Genomic DNA, 21,260 nt, shown 5'->3' with positions numbered 1-21,260 from the left:
TACACGAATATTTATGTGTTTTATGTAATAAAAGTACCGTCACGTGTCTTAAATGAAGAATATTAAGATGATTATTTATAATGTAGATTTCACGGAGAAGGTGTAAAATATAAGTGTGGAGGCAAATTATGTTTAAAGTAGTTGTTATTATTATTCTTGTGTATCTCTTTTTATTGTTACCTGCAGCAGATACCGAAGTAAAGGTAAAAGGATTTTTTTACCATCGTGGAAAACACACTAAAGATCAAAGCATTCCCGAAAATTCGTTGAAGGCTTTTGAGGGTGCGATAGCCGATTCACAAGGTATTGAGTTGGATGTTCAATTATCGAAGGATGACGTGTTGTATGTTTTTCATGACGATGATTGCAGTCGAATGGCGCAATCAAAACAGAAGATTGAAGACATGATGTCTTTTGAAATTGATAGTTTAAGGCTTCAAGGTGGCCATCGCATTCCACGTTTTGGTGAAGTATTATCAACCGTCAAGGGTGAAGTCCCCTTAATTGTTGAGCTAAAATCCTGTGATCGTTATACGACGCTATGCAGTGAAGTGAATGCGTTATTAAAGGATTATGAGGGGTTTTATGCTATTGAATCGTTTGATCCGCGTATTGTTATGTGGTTTAGAAAGAATGCACCAAAGGTCCTTCGTGGACAGCTTGCGATGAATCCAGGCAATTATCCAAATCCAATTTCGGGTTTCTTTGTTTGGGCATTGTTCTTAAATGCATATAACCGGCCTCATTTTATTGCGATGCAAAAGTCGGGATTTGGTATGAATCTGGGATTGCATTTATTTCGATTAATGGGTGGTACCGTGATTGGTTGGACGTTCCATAAAGGGGATGTTATTCCTAAAATTGCAGATGGGGTCATATTTGAATATTATAACGCGTGGGAGGGTCAGGATGAAGATCGAGAAGAAGTGGTTTCATGAATTAACGGCAAATGAAATTTTTGAGATGTATCATTTGCGTGTTCAAGTTTTTGTCGTTGAACAAAATTGTTCATACCAGGAAATTGATGATGCGGATCTGACCGCATTGCATGTTTTTATTCGAGATGATCAAGGCCGTTTAGAGGGCTATGGTCGTGTTTTTGATGCTGGAGCATTCAATACCTTTGGACGGGTCTTAATCCGTCCAGAGCACCGCAATAATAAGCGTGGTACATTGCTTGTGGAAACGTTGATGGATACAATTCATACAACGCTAAAGGCTAAGCCAATCCATATTCATGCGCAGGCTTATCTAGAGAATTTTTATGGTAAGTTTGGATTTGTCCGGTGTACGGATGTCTTTCTTGAGGATGGCATCCCTCATGTGGAAATGATTTATAAACCTAAAGAAAAGTGACACAATAGGTCACTTTTTCTTTAGATTCTAAATTAATACATTCTTGCTTTTTCAATATGGTTTTAAGCCGATTAAACTAAGAAAAGAACACTATATGTGCTAAAAGAATAATTTTCTTGATTTAGCATTGCATAATATTACAACGTGTCGTATAATAGAAATCGTCAACAAGGACAACTTAAATTCAATCAATATACAGTATCGATTGATTCATATACGCGCCCGTAGCTCAACTGGATAGAGCACTTGATTACGGCTCAAGAGGTTATGGATTCGACTTCTGTCGGGCGCGCCAAATTATAAATTAAACACCTACATTGTAGGTGTTCTTTTTTTATGTTTTTGATTTAATAAATAAGTGATTATAAATATAGAAAAGAAAACGATCGTACAGTGCAACAGCTGTTTGGGAAGAGAGTCCGTATAAAATTATCATACACCAAATGAGGGCCACGCCCAGTCTGAGAAAATGATTTTCAAGACTGAATGTAATGGGTGTCATAAGTACCAATAGATAAGTGTGGAACATGTAGATATTTAGAGAATGATTCCCAAATCGGACAAGTCGCGTTTTACGCTCTGGAATAAAATAAAGCAACACAATGATTCCTATAAAGCCAATGAGATAACGTACAACCGCAAGTAAAACAGGATAACCCATTGTTTGAAAGAGTTCATAATACGAACGATCACCCCATAAAAATTCAGAGGGGATTTTTAAGATAAAGGTGAAAAGGTAGGCAGCAAGGAGTAAAATTCCAATTCCTAAAAAAGCATAAGATTTAGATTGTTGGCGTAGGGAATCAATACGTTGGCTTGATGTAAAGTACCCCGCCAAAAAATAGGGTAAGAAGACGAGAACTCGCGAAAGGGTGAGGTAGTCTCCAAATTCTGTGAAAAGACCGCCTATGACCCCGATAAAGAGACTGAGGGCGAAGATATCTTTAATTTCTAAGAGGGAGGGGAGCAAGAGTTTCCAAATAAACATTGCAAGGAGATACCACATCGCCCATCCGGGGGTTAGAAAACTGAAAATTTCTGATGCCGCTGAACCATTAGCACCAATAGGAAGTAGTTTAAGCAAGGCCCAGACGGTATTGAAAATAAAGAAGGGAATAAAGAAAGTTTTAAACGCTTCCTGTCTTCCTTTTTCAATATTTTTCGAAAGATAGCCGGATACAAATACAAAAGCGGGCATGTGAATGAGATAAATCAGGTTATAAAGCAATTGTAAACTTTGAAAATCATTGCGTAGAAACTCCATCGCGTGTCCGAGGACAACTAAGATAATGAGGAGTCCCTTAAGATTATCAATCCAAAGGAATCGTTGTTTTAATGTGGTCATAGCGCCTCCAATTTTCTCCATTCTAACAAGTTTATTTCGTAAAGTCTATCATACATATTCAAAAGAAAAACTGCCGGAGCAGTTAGACTTTAACTTTATAAACAATTTTAGAAATGGATTCATGAGCATGCGGTGTGTACCCCACTTTATGCGCTTCATGTGGAAAGAAAACGATAAAATGGTTGGGGGTCATAACCCCTTTCGTAAGGTATGTGTCACAGGTTCCAAATAGAATATCATGTTCAGGATTGTATTCAGTGAGGTCGGTCAAATTTTCAAAAGGAACCATTTTATAATGTTCATGTCCGGACAACACGACATGGACATCATAATAACGATAGTGTTTTTCATAAAACTTCTCGGATTCAAGTCCTGTTTCAAATGTAATGAAGTTCTTTATTAATTCAGGTTGTATTGCCGGAAGGTATAGTTTTTGCTGGATATCTTTTAAGACATAATCCAATTCGAGGCTGATGCCGAAGTATAAATGCGCATTACTAATGTTATCATAAATCATAATTTATCCTCCATGTTGTAATCATAGCGCAATTACGCAAGTGTTATTTTATTTTTGTGCATTTATACCATTAATTATGGTTTTCATGACATATTTATTTCGCGTGTTTTTTAAATCATGTAAAGTATAGCCAGGGAAGGTCGTACAACTCATACATAATATAATATAATACGCCTTCTCAACGTAGCATTAGTATGAATAAACTGTCATCGTCTTTCACATCCCCTTGCATATAAATCTGCGGTTGATTTATATCGTGAATACACTAAGAGGTTTATTCGTCATATTATTCAATCATTCCCTGTGCAAAGTTTATCCATTCTTTGTATATGATTGAAGCCTACACTTAAAGCACTGTGCCGGACAACGCAGTGCTTTTTCTTTGCGCTTATCTTGAGTAAATACGGTCATATTTTTGTCAGGATTGGTGTTGTAAGTTGACAACATCATCGAGGATTTGTAATACTATCAAAAAAGGAGATGATGATATGAAGCGCATTGATTGTCTTGGTGAAACGTGTCCACTACCTATGCTTTTAATCCAAAAAGAATATGATGCCCTGTGTTCGGGTGCATCCATCATGCTTGTGACTGATCATCGTTGTACCTTAGCAGCTGTCGGAGTGTATTGTGATGCCCAAGGTTTTTATTGTGATCCGGTTGAGGTAATACCGGGTGTATGGGAAATTACAATTTGTCAAAGCCAATAATTCGACCGAATCAAAATCTTGAGGGGAACTATGAAAGATTTAGAGACTAAACAACGTTACGTTTATCTCGCAGCATTATTAATGCTGCTTTTTATTGTGTTCGTACGAGGTGGGGCACGCATTAAGATGAATCATGATGTGTTGGAATCACCAATCGCGGCAGAAACGGATATTGTGGTTTTCTTGGTCACAGCTGATGATACAACGGGAAAAATTGCGGATCGACTTGAAGCAGAAGGTGTCATTCGTTCGCATTCCTTTTTCCTCAAAGCGATGAACCGTGCGGATGTGACACATGTGAAACCAGGAAACTATTTTCTTGATCGTTCATCTACCTATGATGACCTCGTCCAAAAATTAACTAATCCTGATAATAAAGTGGGGCGGGAAGTAGATATTACCTTCTTGCCCAATGATTGGGCTAAAGACTTTGCAATGAAAATTGGGATGATTACCAACTTAAAAGCTGAGGCTATACTTGAAGCATGGTCGGATGTCGACTATCTACAAACCTTGATTAATGATTATCCATTTCTTACGGATGCGATTTTTAATGAATCATTACATGTGGGTTTGGAAGGATATCTAACTCCAGAAACTTATCGCTTTTTTACCCAAACAACCGTTGATGCGGTCACGCGAAAACTGCTGGATCAAACCAATGCGTTCTATAAGCTTTATCGCGATAAGATTGCCGCTCAACACCTCTCGGTCCATGAGGTATATACACTTGCATCGATTATAAATTTTGAAACGGATGATTTAGAAGATATGAAGCGTGTATCGGGGGTCTTTCATAACCGATTAAAAGCGGAGATGCCTTTACAATCGAGTGTAACGGTTTGTTATGCCCTGTATGAATATGATACGTGGCAACAGTGTGAAGCAAGCACGGATGTCGACTCCCCATTTAATACGTATCTGTATCGTGGTTTACCGGTAGGACCGGTGATGAATCCATCACCGCAGGCACTTCTTGCGGCAGTTGATCCGGAAGTCCATAATTATTATTATTTTGTGGGCGATATGAAGCATCATGATGTTTATTATGCTGAAACATTTGAAGACCATGAATATAATGTCGCAACGTATGTTGATCCATATCGTTAAAAAAGAGTGAGGATTTCCTCACTCTTTTTTAACACTTCGTCGCATCGACTTGATCTTCAATATAGTTCATAATTTCAAGGTGTTCTTCCATATTTTCATCTGTGATATGTTTTCGAATCAAATTATATTCGGACATAAATTCAAATCCTTCGAGGTCAATAATCTTTAACTGTTTATTGTAAACTTCTTTTTTGATTGACATATAAGGAAGGAATGCGAGTCCAAATCCTCGTACGGTGGATGTTTTAATGGATTCGGTGGTATCCAATTCATAAGGGATGCGGAGACGGGATTCGTCAACGGCACACTTCTCAAGCTGTAAACTCAAAAGTTGACGACATTTCTGAGATTTTTTAAGCATTAAAATTTGATAGTTGTATAATTCCGCTACGGACATTGAATCAGGAACATCCAAATCAGTGCTTGCAACAAGATAATAGGGATCTTGAATTAATGGACGACAATAAAGTGAATCATCAAGTGGGGTACCGATAATAAACCCGATATCAGCTTTACCATCAATAATTTGATGTTCGATTTCGATACTTGAGGCAGCCTTCATTTCTAAATCGTATGATTCGAAATTCTCTTTAATACTGTGAATGGTACAAGGCAGTGCGTAAGCATAGACAATTGGCGTCGCCATAATATTAATACGATGATTCTTGTCATGTTTTAGATTTTCGACCTCTTTAATCATTTTATCATGGCATGAAATAAGACGGGTTGCATATTTTAAGACAACTTCGCCTTCTTCGGTTAGAAGGACGCCTTTGTGCGTACGTTCAAAAAGTGTACAGTCGAGGGTGTTTTCCATTGATTTAATCTGTTGGCTTAATGCGGGTTGGGATATGTTCGCAAGTTCTGCAGCCCTTGTGATGCTTTTATATTTCGCAACATCCACAAACGCGCGATAAAAACTTATATTCATGGGGATTCTCCTTGTGTAATTTAGATAATTATATCACAAGGATGTTTGTTTGAATTATTAACAGATAAGTAATTGTTATGACAGAATGGCATTTTTGATAGTTTTAACGCAAAAGGCAAAAACCTTGTGAAAAGTGGCGTTTTCTAACGAATAATTTTCTTTAATGGCTGAAATTGCTGTGAAAAGATTTAAGTTGGGGTTAGTTAGCTGAAATATGTGATGAGATTGCTTTAAGGCAGGTATAGAAGTATCGATAGACGAACTATTGTATAATAAAAGAAAAAGGGAGTATATATGGACAAAAAACGCTGTGAATGGGCAAACCGTAATCCATTAGAAATGATGTATCATGATACTGAATGGGGACGTAAGTCCGAAGATGAACGTTATCTGTTTGAAATGTTGATTTTAGAAGGGCAACAAAGTGGTTTAAGCTGGACCACCATAATCTCAAAACGAGAGGGCATGCGAAAAGCTTATGCAAATTTCGAACCTGCACGTTTAATTCAGTTTACGGAGGCTGATGTTGATCGTCTTGTGGAAAATCCAAATATTATTCGCCATCGTTTAAAAATAAAAGCAGTCATCTCAAATGCACATGCTTACTATCGTCTCACGGATGCGCATGATAGTCTCGCAAAGTTTTTATGGCGCTATGTCGACTATAAACCGATTGTGAACCATTATGAAACAATGAGCGATGTTCCGGCATCAACGCCTTTATCAACGCAAATCAGTAAGGATTTAAAGCGATTAGGCTTTAAATTTGTTGGCCCCACAACAATTTATGCTTTAATGCAAGCAATCGGAATGGTAGATGATCATTTAGAGGATTGTTTTCTGAAGTATAAGGATTAAACAAACAATAATTGTAATAAGATGCACTATGCAAGTGATTAAAACAAAGCAATTTGTTTTCAGAAACGACACATTGCCTGATTGTGAGCATAGAATTATCGAAATGTAAGATAAAAGGACCTACGGTTAGAACGTTGGTCCTTTTATCTGCTAAAGAAAAAAAGCAATAAGGCAAAGAAACATACAATTAAAATCCAGTAGATGACAAGGGCGACACATTGTTTTTTAAAATCACTCCAGTTTTTTGCATCAACATAGAAAATTGCAATGCTACCGATTATAACTTCCATAAATGCTTCAAGCATGGTTCCCCTCCCATATTAATATTTTAAATTATAGTTTAGATAATTTAAAATTTCTAGTTATTCTTTAACCACTAATCCGTGTTTTTATTGACCTTGAGGTAAGCTTCGAGTGCTTTTTGAGTGGTTAGAGTTATTGCATCAGGCAAGTCATCAAGAGGAAACCATCCCATACCACCAAGGGCATCTGGTTCCATCAGACAGGGATTGCCCTGTTCAATGTGAGCAAGAAAGGTTGGCGCCACAAAATGGACGGATTCATTCGGTAAAATATGGTTTGTGACACAGAGCAAATCATCCAATTGAATCTCGAGATTCAGTTCTTCTTTAATCTCACGCTTCACTGCATCTTCTAAGGTTTCATAAAGTTCAACTTTTCCGCCGGGAAGACTCCAATGATCTTTTTCAGGGTTTCTTTTACGATAGACCAGTAATACTTCATCATCTTGCATAATCATGGCTCCAACACCAACACGGGGTTCTGTTTGTTTCATAATAGCCTCCATTCAACTGTGTCTAGTATAACGCAGAACGGTTACACTACTCAAAATAAAATTAGTGATTGGGTGGATATTCTTGTTTGTGAGAAGACCTCACATGTTTAACCCAATCTAAAAAGGCCCAGGGGTACTTTATCCATGGACTCTTTGGTATAATATTCTTAGAACGTTTTCAAGTTCGATTGAAATCAATGAGGAGGATATATGGACTTAAATAATAAAGTAGCGTTAGTCTTTGAAGATTACAAACGTGATTTAGGACGGCTTGTATCAATTGCGAGTGTTCTTGATGAAGAAGGTCAAAAACCTTTTGGACACGAAATTCAAGCAGCACTTGAAGAAGTGCTTGTGATTGCGAAGGAAATGGGTTTTAAAACATTTATCGATCCAGAAGGTTATTATGGCTATGCGGAAATCGGTGAAGGGGAAACGATGTTTGGTGTATTGGGACACATGGATGTTGTGCCCGCGGGCAATATCGCATCATGGAATACCAATCCCTTTGAACTTGTGGAAAAAGATGGGATGTTATTTGGCCGTGGAACATCGGACGATAAAGGACCGACCTTGGCAGCAATGTATGCTTTAAAAATCTTATTGGATGAAGGCAAGACATTAAACCAACGTGTTCGTTTTATCTTTGGAACGGATGAAGAATCACTTTGGCGTTGTATGAATGCCTATGTTGCGAAAGAAGAACTTCCAACACAAGGCTTTACACCGGATTCATCATTCCCATTAATTTATGCGGAAAAAGGATTGATTGAGTTTACGCTTACAACACATCAAATTACGGATATCAAATTCCAAGGTGGTGGTGCTTTAAATGCAGTTCCTGCCGAAGCAATGACATCCTTTGACCCAGAAGTTGTGAAAGCATTGGATGCTTTGGGATATCCTTATGAAGTTAAAGATGATGTGATTACTGTTTTAGGAAAAGCAATGCATGCCCAAGCAGCAGATCAAGGTGAAAACGCCATTACACATCTTGCACATGCGCTTTATACAGCCGGAAAACGCAATGATATGATCGACTTTATTGTGGAAAAATGTCTTGATGCAAATGGTAAACTGATCTTTGGTGATGTACAGGATGAGGTATCAGGGAAACTCATGCTTAACGTTGGGAAAGTAAGTTTTAAAGAAAACATTCAAGAAATTGGTATCGATATTCGTTTCCCAGTTACTTATCCAAAAGAAGATGTGGAAACAAATCTAAAACAAGCAGCCCACGCACATTCCGTGGTTGTGGAATTATTTGATTATCTTAAATCAATTTATGTGGAAAAAGATTCTGAATTTATTCAAAGCTTAATGGGTGCATACCAATCCGTAACCGGTGATATGGAATCCGAACCCAAAACAAGTGGTGGTGCAACCTACGCTCGTGCCATGGATAATGTGGTTGCATTTGGTGCTATTTTACCTGGGGGACTTAAAACCGAGCATCAACCCAACGAATGCATCAGTATTAACGATATGAAAATTGCGATGGCCGTTTATGCCCAAGCATTTTTAAATCTAGTCATTCAATAAATAGAAATTTATAGGGGAAAATAAGTGTATGAGTGAAACAAAAAAACGTTTTAAGATGCCTACATCTTACACGATTGTCTTTTTTGCGTTGATTATCACAGCGGTATTGAGTTATGTAGTACCTCAATCTGTTTTTGATAAAGAGGCAGGAACTATTGTGTTTAATGCGGCATTTGGTGAACAAGGGGAAATAATACGTGGTGTTGGTCTAAGACCGTTTGGTTTTTGGGATGTCTTGATGGCACCCATTCAAGGATTTCAAGCTGCCAGTGATGTTGCCATTGGTATTTTATGTGCCGGTGGGTTCTTAAATGTATTAAACCATGTGGGGGCATTGGATGCAGGAATTGGACGTATTCTAGAACGCTTTGAAGGAAATGTTCTAATTGCAGTGATGATGTTTATCTTTGCGGTTTTGGGAACATCCTTTGGCTTCTGGGAAGAAATTACAGCATTCTCTGTTGTGATTGTTCCGATGTTTGTGCTTGCAGGATATGATGTCATGACCGGCTTGGGGGTTCTCTTTCTCGGAGCAACAATTGGAAATATGTCCAGCCTCGTTAATCCGTTTTCTACGGGAGCGGCCGTTGCGGCCATTGGGAATCCAGAATTAACCATTGGGTCGGGAATTGTACTTCGAGCAATTATTTTCTTAGCACTTTATGTGGTTGGGACGATGATGATGATTCGTTATGCATCTATGGTTAAGAAAAATCCGGATAAATCTGTATTAGCCGATTGCGAAAATATTAATACATTAGTGGATAAAAATGAATCGTTACCTGAGTTTACGAAAGAACGTAAATGGTCAGCGATTGTATTGATTCTGATTGTTATTACTATCATCCTGGGGTATTTCCCATGGGAAGAAATTGCAGGGACACGCGTAGCAAATATTGTGAACAGTCCGTTCACAGCTCTTGCGAAAATACCTGTACTGGGCTCTGTTTTAGGCGCCAGTCATATTTCAAGACTGGGCACATGGGGCTTTAATGAGTTTGCGTTTCTCTTTGTATTAGGGGCATTCTTACTCAAATTTATTAATAAAATGTCGGAGACAGAATTTATAGATGTCTTTATCGATGGAATGAAAGATCTCTTTGGTGTTGTAGTGGTGCTCGCGATTGCTCGTGGGATTGCAATTATCATGGGAAGTTCTACGGAAGGAATGTCAATAACCTTTATTTATTGGATTTCCGGTGCGCTTAGTGCTGTACCAACTTGGGTATTTGGATTATTTGCAATTGCCTCCTATGTTCTGATTGGGGTTTTCCTACAATCCACAAGTGGTGTTGCCGGTATTTCAATGCCAATCCTTGGTGCGGTTGCATCAGCAGTCTTCGCTACAAGTGCAATTGGCGAATCCGGTGGACAAATCATCTTAATTAGTGCATTTGTAGCAGGCGTCAATTTTATGGCGGCAATCTATCCAAGTGCAACGCTTATGGGTACGTTGGAATTTGTAAATGTACCCTACGACAAATATCTCAAATTCTCACTTCGCATTTTATCCGTCTTATTAATTGTTGCGGCAGTTATTATATCTATTGCTTCTGCCGTTGGATTTGTAAACTAGATAGAAGGAAAAAATTATGAACTTAAATTTTAAAAAATTTACAGCAGAGCACATCCCTGCATACTATGAATGGCGTAATGATCCTGAAGTTGCGATCTTTGACCAGTCACAATTCTTGAGACCAATGTCTTTTGAAGAAGTAGAAACATGGAGTCAGATTATGGTGGATGGCATGACCTATGTGATTTGTGATGGGGAAAAACCCATTGGTACTTGTGCTTTTATGAATCTTGACCAACGAAACCGTCATGCAGAACTCGCAATTGTTATTGGGGACAAAAACTATTGGGGAAAAGGGTATGGAAAAGATATCATGGCACAACTAATCGAGTGGGGTTTTGAAGGACTTAATTTACACCGCCTTTACTTGCATGTATTTGATTTTAATAAACGTGCAATTGCACTTTATGAAAAAATGGGCTTTGTACAAGAAGGACGTATGCGTGAAATGTTGTACCGAAATGGTAAGTATCATGATGTTCTCTGTTATGGTTTGCTGAAATCTGAGCATAAGTAAAATAATGTGGCTTTAAATCCACTTTTAAACATTCAAAATAATGAACATAAAAAAGACGCAATTTAATTTAATTCGCGTCTTTTTTATGTTTTAGGTGAAAGCAACCCTGCTATACGATGCAATCTTCCAAAATTCGTACAGAAAGTTCAATGATAAATTCGTCTTCTGTTTTTACGGTAATCTCATTAATTAATAATTTTTCATAAAAGGCTTCATCCAGTTCAAAGCGATGTTTTTCAGCATAGGCAATCATCGCATCATAACCCACATGTAAGGTATCGTATGAACCGTGATGATAATATGTAAGATAAGTACCACTGGGTTTCTCATACAGCTCTACATGCTCCAAATCACCTAAGGAGATGGCATAAAGATAATCCAACTCGCGATAGCGTTTTTCAAGAATCGCTTGCTTTGATGTAATCGAGCCAACATAATTGGTAAACGTGATTCCATTATCAATACAAAAGTTTACATAAGCTTTGAGGAAACTATGCGGATCTGAATTTACGGTTTGGCGGCTAATAATCAAAGATTCTGGCTGTAAAACTTTGATTTCGCAGGTATTTGGCTTCGATTGTGCTGCTAAATCCATCAAATCAAGTGTATGTTTAATGAAACTTTGACTTAGCGTCAATCTCTTAATCTGTTCATCAATTTTTTGACTTCTTTGTGTTAGAATATGGGTAAGGTTCTCGGGGGAACGAACATCCAGATATTCTTTAATATCTGTGAGAGGCATGCCTAAATCTTTTAGGAATGTGATTACAATGAAGGCATAGTATTGATGATAGGCATAGTATCGGTAGCCATTTAAATCGGTGAATTCAGGTTTAAATAAATCGATTTCATCGTAGTAAAACAAAACATGTTTCGGAACATGACAGAGTTTTGCGAATTGGCCGGTGGTAAGTTTATCATTTTTTATGCTCATTGTGCGATTTCTCCTTGACTATAAGGTTACCTTATACCTTATTATAGTTCAGTTGCAAAAAAATGTACAGGAGGTAAAACTATGAGATTAATTATTAGATATTTAAAGAAATATAAACTATTGTTTCTATTAAATATTGTCGCAATTCTGGCCTTTGCGCTTGTTGAGTTGGGAATTCCAACCATCATGGGTACCATGATTAATGAGGGTGTCGGAACGCAGAATATGGACTTAATTAAGAGCCAAGGTTTCTTGCTCCTTGGAGTTGCCATTCTTGGAGGTTTGGGGACTATCTTACTTAATTATACGTCGAGTCGTATTGCTACACGTATCACTCGCGATATTCGTAATGATATGTTTGAAAAATCTCAAGAATTTTCACACTCTGAGTATAATGAAATCGGGGTATCATCTTTGATCACGCGTGTGTCAAATGATGTGTACCAATTACAATTATTTATACAAATGTTATTACGGATGGGGCTTCATGCACCGTTTATGATTTTATTCAGTTCGGTGATGATTTACCGTACCAACCAACGTCTCGCGTTTGTTATGGCGGGAAGTGTTCCTTTTATCTTAATTGTTGTAGGAATTGTTGGTAAGTTATCAGGACCGTTAAGCCGTAAACAACAAAATCTAATGGATACACTAAACCGTGTAACCCGTGAAAATATCACTGGTGTTCGTGTTATTCGTGCATTCCGTAAAGATAAACATGAAACAGCACGTTTCCAAAAAATCAATAAAGATTATGCAGATGTTTCGAAGAAATTATTCCGTGTTATGTCACGTGCAGAACCACTGTTCTTCTTTATTCTCGAATTATCCGTACTTACAATTATGTGGACCGCTTCCGGAATGGTTGAAGCAGGAACGCTTGAAGTCGGATCGATTGTTGCGTTTTTAGAATATCAATTCCACGCATTGTTCTCACTGCTCTTATTCTCAGTCGTGTTTATTATGTATCCACGTGCTGCCGTAAGTGCACGTCGTATCGAAGAAGTGTTGAATACAGATCCAATTATTAAAAATCCTGAAAATGGTGTTCATGAAGGTTCAGAAGAAACTTCAATCGTATTTGAGGACGTTGACTTTGCCTATCCTGATGGAGAAGCAAATGTTCTTGAAAAGATCAACTTCACAGCGAAAAAAGGTGAAACGGTAGCATTTATTGGATCAACAGGATCGGGTAAATCAACGCTTATTAACCTGATTGTTCGTTTCTATGATGTGACCAAAGGTCGTGTCTTAGTCAATGGTGTTGATGTACGTGAATGGGATTTATATTCCCTTCGTTACAAGGTTGGTTTTATTCCTCAAAAATCATTACTCTTTAGCGGAAGTATTTCTCAAAATATCCGTTATGGAAAAGAATTCGCAGATGATAAGGAAGTTGAAGAAAGTGCTCAACTTGCTTCAGCGAAAGATTTTATTGAACAAAAACCGGGTAAATATAATGAGTGGATTAGTGAAGGTGGATCAAACGTTTCAGGGGGACAAAAACAACGTCTAAGTATTGCGCGTGCGCTTGTTCGTAAGCCTGAGATTTATATTTTTGATGATAGTTTCTCTGCCCTCGATTACAAAACAGATGCACTCATTCGTAAAAACCTAAAAGATGAAACAAAAGATGCAATCATGCTTGTGGTTGCTCAACGAATTAGCTCCATTGTGGATGCGGATCGTATTATTGTTTTAAATGAAGGTAAAATTGTTGGACAAGGGACTCACTTAGAATTAATTAAGAACTGTCCAATTTACATTCAAATTGCTGAGTCTCAATTCAGTGAAAAGGAGATGGCAAAGTATGAAAAGTTATAAAAAACTCTGGCGTTTTCTGAAGCCTTATAAACTCAAACTTACAGGTGCTGTCTTGTGTCTCTTTATTGCGGCAATCTTAACCGCAGCGGCACCAATGATCGAAGGGTTTGTAACAACCCAACTTGCAAGTGATGTTAAAGACATCAGTTTAAACATCGCAGGTGCACACATTCAATTTGATGTTATTATTCGTATTATCACGATTCTCTTTGTGATTTATGCAGTGAATGCTTTATCACGTCTGTTCCTTCAATACCTTATCTCAGATGCTATTCAATCAGCAGTCTATGATATGCGTATGGAAGTGAAGGAAAAAATGGAACGTCTACCTGTGAGTTATTTTGACCAACATTCTGCTGGTGATTTAATGGCTCGAATGTCAACGGATATTGAAGCGCTCTCTGGAGCCCTCCAACAATCTTTCTCACAAGTTGTAATGGCCATTTTAGGAATTATCTTCGCGGTTATTTTGATGATTTCAATTGATTTCACCATGTCTCTTGTTGGGATTGCAATTATTCCATTAAGTATTTTGGTAGCACGCTTTATTATGAAACGTTCACAAATTCTCTTTACACGCCAACAAGAAGTCTTAGGAAATATGTTTGGGGTTGTTCAAGAGAAGTTTACAGGATTTAACGAAATTAAACTTTATAACTATCAAGAAAATGCGACTGCAGACTTTAGAAAAGCAAACGAAGAGTTATGTGAAAATGGCTTTAAAGCAAACTTTTTCTCAGGGTTAATGACACCAAGTGTTTCGATGATTACGTATATCGCAATCGCAATTGCAGTCTATATGGGTGCGATTCGTATTATCGAGGGTGCGATGGCTGTTGGGGCATTACAAGCCTTTATTCGTTATATCTGGCAAGTAAACCAACCGCTTTCGCAAATTACTCAAATGGCACCAACCATCCAAGCTTCAATCGCAGCGATGGACCGGGTCTTTGAATACCTTGAAGAACCGGATGATGTGTATGATATTGAACATTCTATTCAAATTGATGATTATGAAGGTTCTGTATCGTTTGAAAATGTATATTTTGGATACGGTGAAAAACCAGTCATTCAAGATCTCTCTGTTGAAATTAAACCAGGGGAAATGGTTGCGATTGTTGGACCTACAGGTGCAGGGAAAACAACCATTATCAACTTACTAATGCGTTTCTACGATGTCAATGATGGATCAATTAAAATTGATGGTGTTGATATTCGTGATATGAAACGGGATGATTTACGTTCTCTATTTGGAATGGTACTTCAAGACACATGGTTATTCAGTGGTAAAATTAAAGAAAATATTGCCTATGGTAAGCCAAACGCAACGGATGAGGAAATTATTGACGCTGCGAAACGAACCAATGTGCACCACTTTATCACTACCTTACCAAATGGTTATGACATGGTTCTAAACGAAGAGTCATCAAACATTTCTAATGGTGAGAAACAATTAATTACTATCGCACGTGCATTGTTGAGTGATCCGAAAATCTTAATTCTGGACGAAGCAACAAGTTCCGTCGATACCCGTCTTGATGCAATGATTCAAGAAGCTATGGCAGAGTTAATGAAAGGCCGTACGAGTTTCGTAATTGCGCACCGTCTTTCAACAATCAAAAATGCTGATAAGATTCTTGTAGTTAAAGATGGTAATATTATTGAAATGGGAAATCATCAGGAATTGATGGCAAAAGGCGGTTTCTATGCTGACCTTTATAACAGCCAATTTGCTGATGGTCAAGAATAGAAATACTTCTTATTGGGAAGTGTTGCTTAAATCGCTATAATATAATTGAAGCCGTCATCACAGCGATGTGATGACGGCTTTTCTCATTTATGTAAAGAAACCTCGATGTATTTCTAAAAGAGGATGATGGGTATTTAAAGTGTGTGTCGATTACGATATTCACTGGGTGAAATGGACTCGGCATTTTTAAAAAATTGAGAAAAATAAGAAGGGGACCGAAACCCAACGATATCTGAAATCTGTGTAATGGATAAATCAGTATTAGTAAGTAATTTTTTTGCTTCAATCATGCGTTTTCGCAAGAGATAATCAATGGGTGATAAGCCTGTTTGTTCTTTAAAAATATGCGATAAATAAAACTTATTGAGAAAGGTCAACGAAGCAAGATGATCCAGTGTTATATTTTCGCGATAATGTAAATTTAAATAGTTTTCTAAGAAAATACAATCCTTATTCTCTCCGGCATTGGCGGTATCCACATCCAAAAGGGAGGTCGTACGACGCATCGTGTTTAGGACTAAAACACGCAGCAAATGATCTACAATAAGTTCAGACATCTCATCATGAGATTTAGATTCTTCTAAGATGGCTTTAAGGTAAAAAAGAATTTCATGTTTGTAATTTTGATAGTTATGAATGGACACCCCTGGGTGTTCATTTTGTTCTGTGGAAAACTCGACACCATCAATGCCAAGCACAATGTATTCAAGACCACCCTCCGCATCACTGCATTCGGTATGCAAGACATTGGGATTGATAATAATTAAATCATCGGTTTGAATGGGTAGTTTAAGGTTATCGGCAAAGCGAAAATAGCCACTTCCCCGAACCACGTACATTAGCTCCGCAAACGGATGCGAATGTAGGGTTGAATGCCAATCAGAATCAAACCGAGAACTATCGATATAAAGCATTTTAAGACGGTTAAGACGTTTCGTTAAATCATGTTTTGTTTCCATTTTTTATCCCCTTTACTGGTTCAAGTATATTATCATTCACCAAAATAAACAAGATAGTATAAGTAAGAACCAATATCTTAATTGCTTTCGGGATGTGGCAATGGTCATAATGAAAAGACAAGGAGGTATCGTAATGAACATACTCAAACAGTTTCAATTTAAGGGGGAAGTCGTAACGTGTGAACCCTATGGCAATGGCCATATCAATGATACATATCGCGTGGAGACAACAGGTGGACTCTATATCCTGCAACGCATTAATACCCATGTTTTTAAACAACCGGATTTATTGATGGAAAATATCGGACATGTGACACGTTTTATTCAAAGTCAGGTACAACGTCAAGGAGATCGTGAAGCTTTGACACTAATCCCAACGAAAGATCAGCAAGACATGGCAATCGACGCGCAGGGGGATTCATGGCGGGCATATCGCTTTATACAGGATGCAATCTCATACGACTTAGTTCAAGATCCCCAGGATTTTTATGAAAGTGGTAAAGCTTTTGGGAACTTCCAATACTTGCTTTCAAAATTCCCGGTTGAGAAGTTGCATTATACCATTGAAGATTTTCATCACACGCCAAAACGTTTTGAACGTTTTAACACTGTCGTCCAAGAAGATATTCAAAAACGCCGTCAAACCTGTGAAAAGGAAATACAGTTTGTGAAAGAGCGGGAAGCATTTATGCATACACTGTGGGATTTAAACAAGAAAGGCTTGTTGGATTTGAAAGTGACACATAATGACACCAAGTTAAATAATGTTTTATTGGATGCAAAGACGGGAGTTGGAGTTTGTGTAATCGACTTGGATACGGTAATGCCGGGCTTTGCTTTGGATGATTTTGGTGACTCCATACGGTTTGGTGCTTCAACCGCCATGGAAGATGAACCCGACTTAAATAAAGTACATTTTGATTTAGACTTATATCGAGTGTATGTTCAAGGATTCTTGGAAGGGGCTCAAGGCAGTCTTACCGATTTAGAAGTCGCATTATTTCCCGTCGGTGCTAAGATGATGACGTTAGAATGTGGGATGCGGTTTCTTACGGATTATCTTGAAGGGGATGTCTATTTTAAAACAGCTTACCCTGAACATAACCTTTTTCGTGCTCGAACACAGTTTAAATTGGTAGCGGAAATGGAGCATGTTTGGGACCGCATGGAAGCCATAGGAAAGACGGTTTTAGAAGATTTAAAATCACGTTAAATTAAAAGAACTATGAAAAACCAATAAAAATAATAAAAGAGCAAGATACCATAAGTTAAGAACAATATCATGAAAGATTAAACGCTTACATTAATCTATAATGAAGTTATCAGGGAGGAACTGGAAATGAAAAAAATATTAGTAGTATGCCTTACTGCATTACTTGTCCTAACAGGATGTGGTAAGAAAGACGATACTTCCGCAGGGGAAGGTAAAGTCTTAAAAGTAGCCGGACTTAATAGTGGATATGGTACTGAAGGATTTAAGAAAGTCGTAGAAGCATTTGAAGAAGCTAAGGGTGACGGTACAAAAGTCGAATTAGTTTTAGAAAAAAATATTGCGGAAGTATTACGTCCTCAAATTCAATCGGGTGATGTACCCGATGTCATCTATCTCGCAATTGGATCCGAAGGAAAATTAACGGATACAATGATTTCTGAAAAGAAACTTATGGATATTTCAGACATTTTCGAAATGAATGTTTATGGTGAAGATGTTAAACTCAAAGATAAAATTAACGTTGGGGTACAAAACACCGTACGTACAAGTCCATACGGCGATGGTAAAACTTACCTCGCACCGGTATTCTATGCACCAACAGGTTTATTCTATAACCAAACATTATTGACTGAAAAAGGCTGGACAGTCCCACAAACATGGGATGAAATGTTTGCTTTAGGCGATCAAGCAAAAGCAGAAGGTATTGCACTCTTTACATATCCAACAACAGGATACTTTGATGCATTCTTCTCATCCATTTTAAATAATATGGTTGGACCTGAAAAATACGAAAAACTAATGAACTTTGATCTTGAAACGTGGAAAGATCCTCAAGTAAAAGAAACCTTTGAATTAGTAGGTAAACTCTTAACTTATACACATGAAGATACAGTAGCCCAAGCAAATGGTGAAGGATTTACCAAGAACCAACAATTGGTTTTAGATAATAAAGCACTCTTCATTCCAAATGGTACATGGTTAGCAGGTGAGATGGCTGAAGCACCTCATGCAGACGGCTTTAAATGGGGCCTAACAACAGCGCCTGTTCGTGCAAAAGGGGATGCAACCTATGCAACTACATTTGCTGAAGAAATGTACATTCCAGAAGGTGCAAAAAATGTTGAACTCGCAAAAGAATTCTTAACCTTTGTGTACTCCGATAAGGCAGTTGAACTCTTTGCAAATAATGGCAATGCAATTCAACCCGTAAAAGGTGCATCCGATCTTATTACTGATGAACTTACAAAAGATTTCTATGCAATCTATGATCGTGGCGTTATCGCTTCATCTGTAGGGTTTGCAGCTAAAGATCCTGTAGAAGGTGTCGACCTAACATCTGGGGATGGTATCTTATACGGTACTGTAAACGATGTTGTATCGGGTCAAAAAACAGCTGAACAATGGTATAACGAAGTTCTTGAAGCTGTAGCTAAATATCAATAATTTGTTTATACAAAAATAAGATGTTTAAGGAGCGATGACACCCGTGTTATCGCTCTTCTATTAAGAAGGTTTGAAATGGAGTGGGAATATGAATAAGAAACAAGCAAAAAGACGGTTTGTGATTGGCTGTTTAACACCAGCACTCATCCTCGTGGGTATCTTTATGGTATACCCAACACTCAACATCTTTATGATGTCGATGTTTAAATGGGGTGGGCTGTCCAGTACGAAAACATTCGTGGGTCTTAATAATTTCAAGATACTCTTTAATGATTTAAAATTTATTCAAGCAGTACAAAACTCAATCTTATTGATTGTGGTTGTAACTTTAATCACCTTTGGATTTGCTGTTATTTTTGCGAACATCTTGGTTCGCGAGAATATCAAAGGGAAAGGATTCTTCCGTGTTATCTTTTACATCCCCAATATTTTATCTGTCGCGATTATCTCGGCCATATTTGCACAGATTTACGCAGTGGATCAAGGGGGTCTTTTAAACAGCATCATACGTTTGTTTAAACCCGATACGTGGAAAAACATCCAATTCCTAGGAGACCCTAATATTGTGCTTTACTCCGTTGCAGGAGCGATGATATGGCAAGCTATTGGCTATTATATGGTTATGTATATGGCAAGTATCAGCAGTATTCCTGAGCACCTATATGAGTCTGCAAAGATTGAGGGGGCTTCACGGACACGTCAGTTTTTCCAAATAACGTTGCCGTTGATTTGGTCGAATCTTCGTACTACCCTTACATTCTTTATTATTAGTACCATCAATATGAGTTTCTTATTTGTAAAAGTTCTCACCAGTGGGGGACCTGGAGGCTCAAGTGAAGTCTTCTTAAGCTACTTATATAAACAAGCTTATGATAATGCATCCTATGGTTATGGGATGGCGATTGGTGTCATGATTTTCTTATTCTCGTTTGCTTTATCCGCAATTGTGAATAAGATTACCGAACGTGACCCAATCCAAATGTAGGAGGCCTTATGAAGAAACATCAAAGTATGAGTGCCGATAAAGCTTATAAATTATTTATTTATGTGGTTTTGATTGCACTCACAATTTCAATTCTGGTTCCAATTGGATGGGTATTCTTAGCATCGCTTAAAGAACCAGCAGAATTTTTTATGAACCCATGGAAATTACCACAAAACGCCAATTTCAATAATTTTATGGTTGCTTTTAAAGAAGCAAAAATGGGAGATTATTTCCTGAATTCAATCTTTGTTACTTTTATGGGAATTGCGATTCTTCTAATAACCGCACTTCCGGCCGCTTATGTCTTAGCACGATTTGATTTTAAATTCAAAAAACAAATTAATGGACTGTTTATGGCCGGTTTATTTATTAATGTAAACTATATCGTTATTCCAATTTTCTTGATGCTCTTAAAATGGAATGAGGGCAGTAAGTCTTTATTGAATATGAGTTTATTTATTAATAATCGTTTTACCCTTGCGGTGGTTTATGCTGCAACCGCACTGCCGTTTACTGTCTATCTTTTATCCGGTTATTTTAAAACTTTACCAAAGGCGTTTGAAGAAGCAGCATCAATTGATGGATGTACTTATTTTCAAACCATGACGAAGATTATGATTCCGATGGCAAAACCAAGTATCGTAACGGTTATTTTATTCAATTTCCTGTCGTTTTGGAATGAATATATTATTGCCTTAACGCTAATGCCGGGTGCCCAAAAGACGTTGCCCGTAGGTCTTATAAACTTACAACAAGCTGCACGTGGAGCCGCAAATCCCGGACCGCTTTATGCAGGGCTCGTCATCGTTATGTTACCAACATTAATTTTATATATATTTGTACAAAATAAACTCACTCAAGGGATGACTTTGGGTGGTGTTAAAGATTAGGAGA

Annotated in this window: 21 protein-coding genes and 1 tRNA gene; 15 read left to right on the top strand and 7 right to left on the bottom strand. The window is 37.7% G+C overall.

Annotated features, from left to right (window positions below; all coding sequences use genetic code 11):
- The first annotated feature begins 128 nt into the window (after positions 1-128).
- The 3 genes from B096_RS09615 (at position 129) to B096_RS0105685 (ending at position 1,651) form a co-directional block, all read left to right on the top strand.
- A complete protein-coding gene (locus B096_RS09615) occupies positions 129-938 on the top strand; it encodes a glycerophosphodiester phosphodiesterase family protein (protein ID WP_018579795.1) in 810 nt (269 codons plus the stop codon).
- Positions 910-1,356 (top strand): GNAT family N-acetyltransferase, encoded by a 447-nt coding sequence (locus B096_RS0105690; RefSeq protein WP_018579794.1) that lies wholly within the window; start codon positions 910-912, stop codon positions 1,354-1,356. Before B096_RS09615 ends, B096_RS0105690 begins: the two co-directional genes overlap by 29 nt.
- Positions 1,357-1,574: 218 nt before the next feature.
- Positions 1,575-1,651, top strand: a tRNA-Arg gene (locus tag B096_RS0105685).
- A 39-nt stretch (positions 1,652-1,690) separates the two neighbouring features.
- On the opposite strand, the gene B096_RS0105680 is transcribed toward B096_RS0105685, so the two are convergent.
- Complete coding sequence (locus B096_RS0105680; RefSeq protein WP_018579793.1) at positions 1,691-2,701, bottom strand: acyltransferase family protein; 1,011 nt, start codon at positions 2,699-2,701, stop codon at positions 1,691-1,693.
- 82 nt (positions 2,702-2,783) lie between these two features.
- Entirely contained in the window at positions 2,784-3,218 is a 435-nt protein-coding gene (locus B096_RS0105675; RefSeq protein WP_018579792.1) for a NanQ anomerase/TabA/YiaL family protein, read from the bottom strand.
- A 488-nt stretch (positions 3,219-3,706) separates the two neighbouring features.
- Here B096_RS0105675 and B096_RS0105670 point away from each other — a divergent pair, with 488 nt between their 5' ends.
- The gene (locus B096_RS0105670) at positions 3,707-3,928 is read left to right on the top strand and encodes a sulfurtransferase TusA family protein (RefSeq protein ID WP_018579791.1); all 222 of its coding nucleotides are present in this window, start codon (positions 3,707-3,709) and stop codon (positions 3,926-3,928) included.
- A 30-nt stretch (positions 3,929-3,958) separates the two neighbouring features.
- A complete protein-coding gene (gene mltG / locus B096_RS0105665) occupies positions 3,959-5,038 on the top strand; it encodes an endolytic transglycosylase MltG (RefSeq protein WP_018579790.1) in 1,080 nt (359 codons plus the stop codon).
- 28 nt (positions 5,039-5,066) lie between these two features.
- Here the strand turns inward: mltG and B096_RS0105660 are convergent, their stop codons facing one another.
- Positions 5,067-5,969 (bottom strand): LysR family transcriptional regulator, encoded by a 903-nt coding sequence (locus B096_RS0105660; protein ID WP_018579789.1) that lies wholly within the window; start codon positions 5,967-5,969, stop codon positions 5,067-5,069.
- Positions 5,970-6,263: 294 nt separating this feature from the next.
- Here B096_RS0105660 and B096_RS0105655 point away from each other — a divergent pair, with 294 nt between their 5' ends.
- Complete coding sequence (locus B096_RS0105655; RefSeq protein ID WP_018579788.1) at positions 6,264-6,827, top strand: DNA-3-methyladenine glycosylase I; 564 nt, start codon at positions 6,264-6,266, stop codon at positions 6,825-6,827.
- A 143-nt stretch (positions 6,828-6,970) separates the two neighbouring features.
- Here B096_RS0105655 and B096_RS0105650 read toward each other — a convergent pair whose 3' ends face one another.
- Together B096_RS0105650 and B096_RS0105645 are read right to left on the bottom strand one after the other, a co-directional pair.
- Entirely contained in the window at positions 6,971-7,132 is a 162-nt protein-coding gene (locus B096_RS0105650; protein ID WP_018579787.1) for a hypothetical protein, read from the bottom strand.
- Between the two features lie 71 nt (positions 7,133-7,203).
- The gene (locus B096_RS0105645; protein ID WP_018579786.1) at positions 7,204-7,623 is read right to left on the bottom strand and encodes an NUDIX hydrolase; all 420 of its coding nucleotides are present in this window, start codon (positions 7,621-7,623) and stop codon (positions 7,204-7,206) included.
- Between the two features lie 210 nt (positions 7,624-7,833).
- Here B096_RS0105645 and B096_RS0105640 point away from each other — a divergent pair, with 210 nt between their 5' ends.
- Genes B096_RS0105640 through B096_RS0105630 form a run of 3 tightly spaced genes read left to right on the top strand, consistent with a single transcriptional unit; the run spans position 7,834 to position 11,258 of the window.
- Positions 7,834-9,165 (top strand): Sapep family Mn(2+)-dependent dipeptidase, encoded by a 1,332-nt coding sequence (locus tag B096_RS0105640; protein WP_018579785.1) that lies wholly within the window; start codon positions 7,834-7,836, stop codon positions 9,163-9,165.
- A gap of 28 nt (positions 9,166-9,193) precedes the next feature.
- Positions 9,194-10,741 carry a YfcC family protein gene (locus B096_RS0105635; protein ID WP_018579784.1) on the top strand — a complete coding sequence of 516 codons (1,548 nt, stop codon included), beginning with the start codon at positions 9,194-9,196 and terminating at the stop codon, positions 10,739-10,741.
- Between the two features lie 16 nt (positions 10,742-10,757).
- Positions 10,758-11,258 carry a GNAT family N-acetyltransferase gene (locus B096_RS0105630; protein WP_018579783.1) on the top strand — a complete coding sequence of 167 codons (501 nt, stop codon included), beginning with the start codon at positions 10,758-10,760 and terminating at the stop codon, positions 11,256-11,258.
- Positions 11,259-11,367: 109 nt separating this feature from the next.
- Here B096_RS0105630 and B096_RS0105625 read toward each other — a convergent pair whose 3' ends face one another.
- Positions 11,368-12,192 carry a MerR family transcriptional regulator gene (locus B096_RS0105625; protein WP_018579782.1) on the bottom strand — a complete coding sequence of 275 codons (825 nt, stop codon included), beginning with the start codon at positions 12,190-12,192 and terminating at the stop codon, positions 11,368-11,370.
- A gap of 81 nt (positions 12,193-12,273) precedes the next feature.
- Here B096_RS0105625 and B096_RS0105620 point away from each other — a divergent pair, with 81 nt between their 5' ends.
- The gene (locus tag B096_RS0105620) at positions 12,274-14,016 is read left to right on the top strand and encodes an ABC transporter ATP-binding protein (RefSeq protein ID WP_018579781.1); all 1,743 of its coding nucleotides are present in this window, start codon (positions 12,274-12,276) and stop codon (positions 14,014-14,016) included.
- Positions 14,003-15,766: an ABC transporter ATP-binding protein gene (locus B096_RS0105615; protein ID WP_018579780.1), complete on the top strand. Its 1,764-nt coding sequence runs from the start codon at positions 14,003-14,005 to the stop codon at positions 15,764-15,766. Before B096_RS0105620 ends, B096_RS0105615 begins: the two co-directional genes overlap by 14 nt.
- Positions 15,767-15,900: 134 nt before the next feature.
- On the opposite strand, the gene B096_RS0105610 is transcribed toward B096_RS0105615, so the two are convergent.
- A complete protein-coding gene (locus B096_RS0105610) occupies positions 15,901-16,725 on the bottom strand; it encodes an AraC family transcriptional regulator (RefSeq protein WP_018579779.1) in 825 nt (274 codons plus the stop codon).
- Positions 16,726-16,858: 133 nt separating this feature from the next.
- On the opposite strand from B096_RS0105610, the gene B096_RS0105605 reads away from it, so the two are divergent.
- From B096_RS0105605 to B096_RS0105590, 4 genes are all read left to right on the top strand, one after another.
- On the top strand, positions 16,859-17,938 hold the full coding sequence (locus tag B096_RS0105605; protein ID WP_018579778.1) for a phosphotransferase enzyme family protein: 1,080 nt from the start codon (positions 16,859-16,861) through the stop codon (positions 17,936-17,938).
- Between the two features lie 126 nt (positions 17,939-18,064).
- On the top strand, positions 18,065-19,381 hold the full coding sequence (locus tag B096_RS0105600) for a carbohydrate ABC transporter substrate-binding protein (protein WP_018579777.1): 1,317 nt from the start codon (positions 18,065-18,067) through the stop codon (positions 19,379-19,381).
- An 88-nt stretch (positions 19,382-19,469) separates the two neighbouring features.
- Positions 19,470-20,366 carry a carbohydrate ABC transporter permease gene (locus tag B096_RS0105595; protein ID WP_018579776.1) on the top strand — a complete coding sequence of 299 codons (897 nt, stop codon included), beginning with the start codon at positions 19,470-19,472 and terminating at the stop codon, positions 20,364-20,366.
- An 8-nt stretch (positions 20,367-20,374) separates the two neighbouring features.
- The gene (locus B096_RS0105590; RefSeq protein ID WP_018579775.1) at positions 20,375-21,256 is read left to right on the top strand and encodes a carbohydrate ABC transporter permease; all 882 of its coding nucleotides are present in this window, start codon (positions 20,375-20,377) and stop codon (positions 21,254-21,256) included.
- The last annotated feature ends 4 nt before the right edge of the window (positions 21,257-21,260 follow it).

Source organism: Erysipelothrix tonsillarum DSM 14972 (assembly GCF_000373785.1).
Classification (GTDB): Bacteria; Bacillota_I; Bacilli_A; order Erysipelotrichales; family Erysipelotrichaceae; genus Erysipelothrix; species Erysipelothrix tonsillarum.
This window is presented reverse-complemented; position numbering and strand designations above follow the sequence as displayed.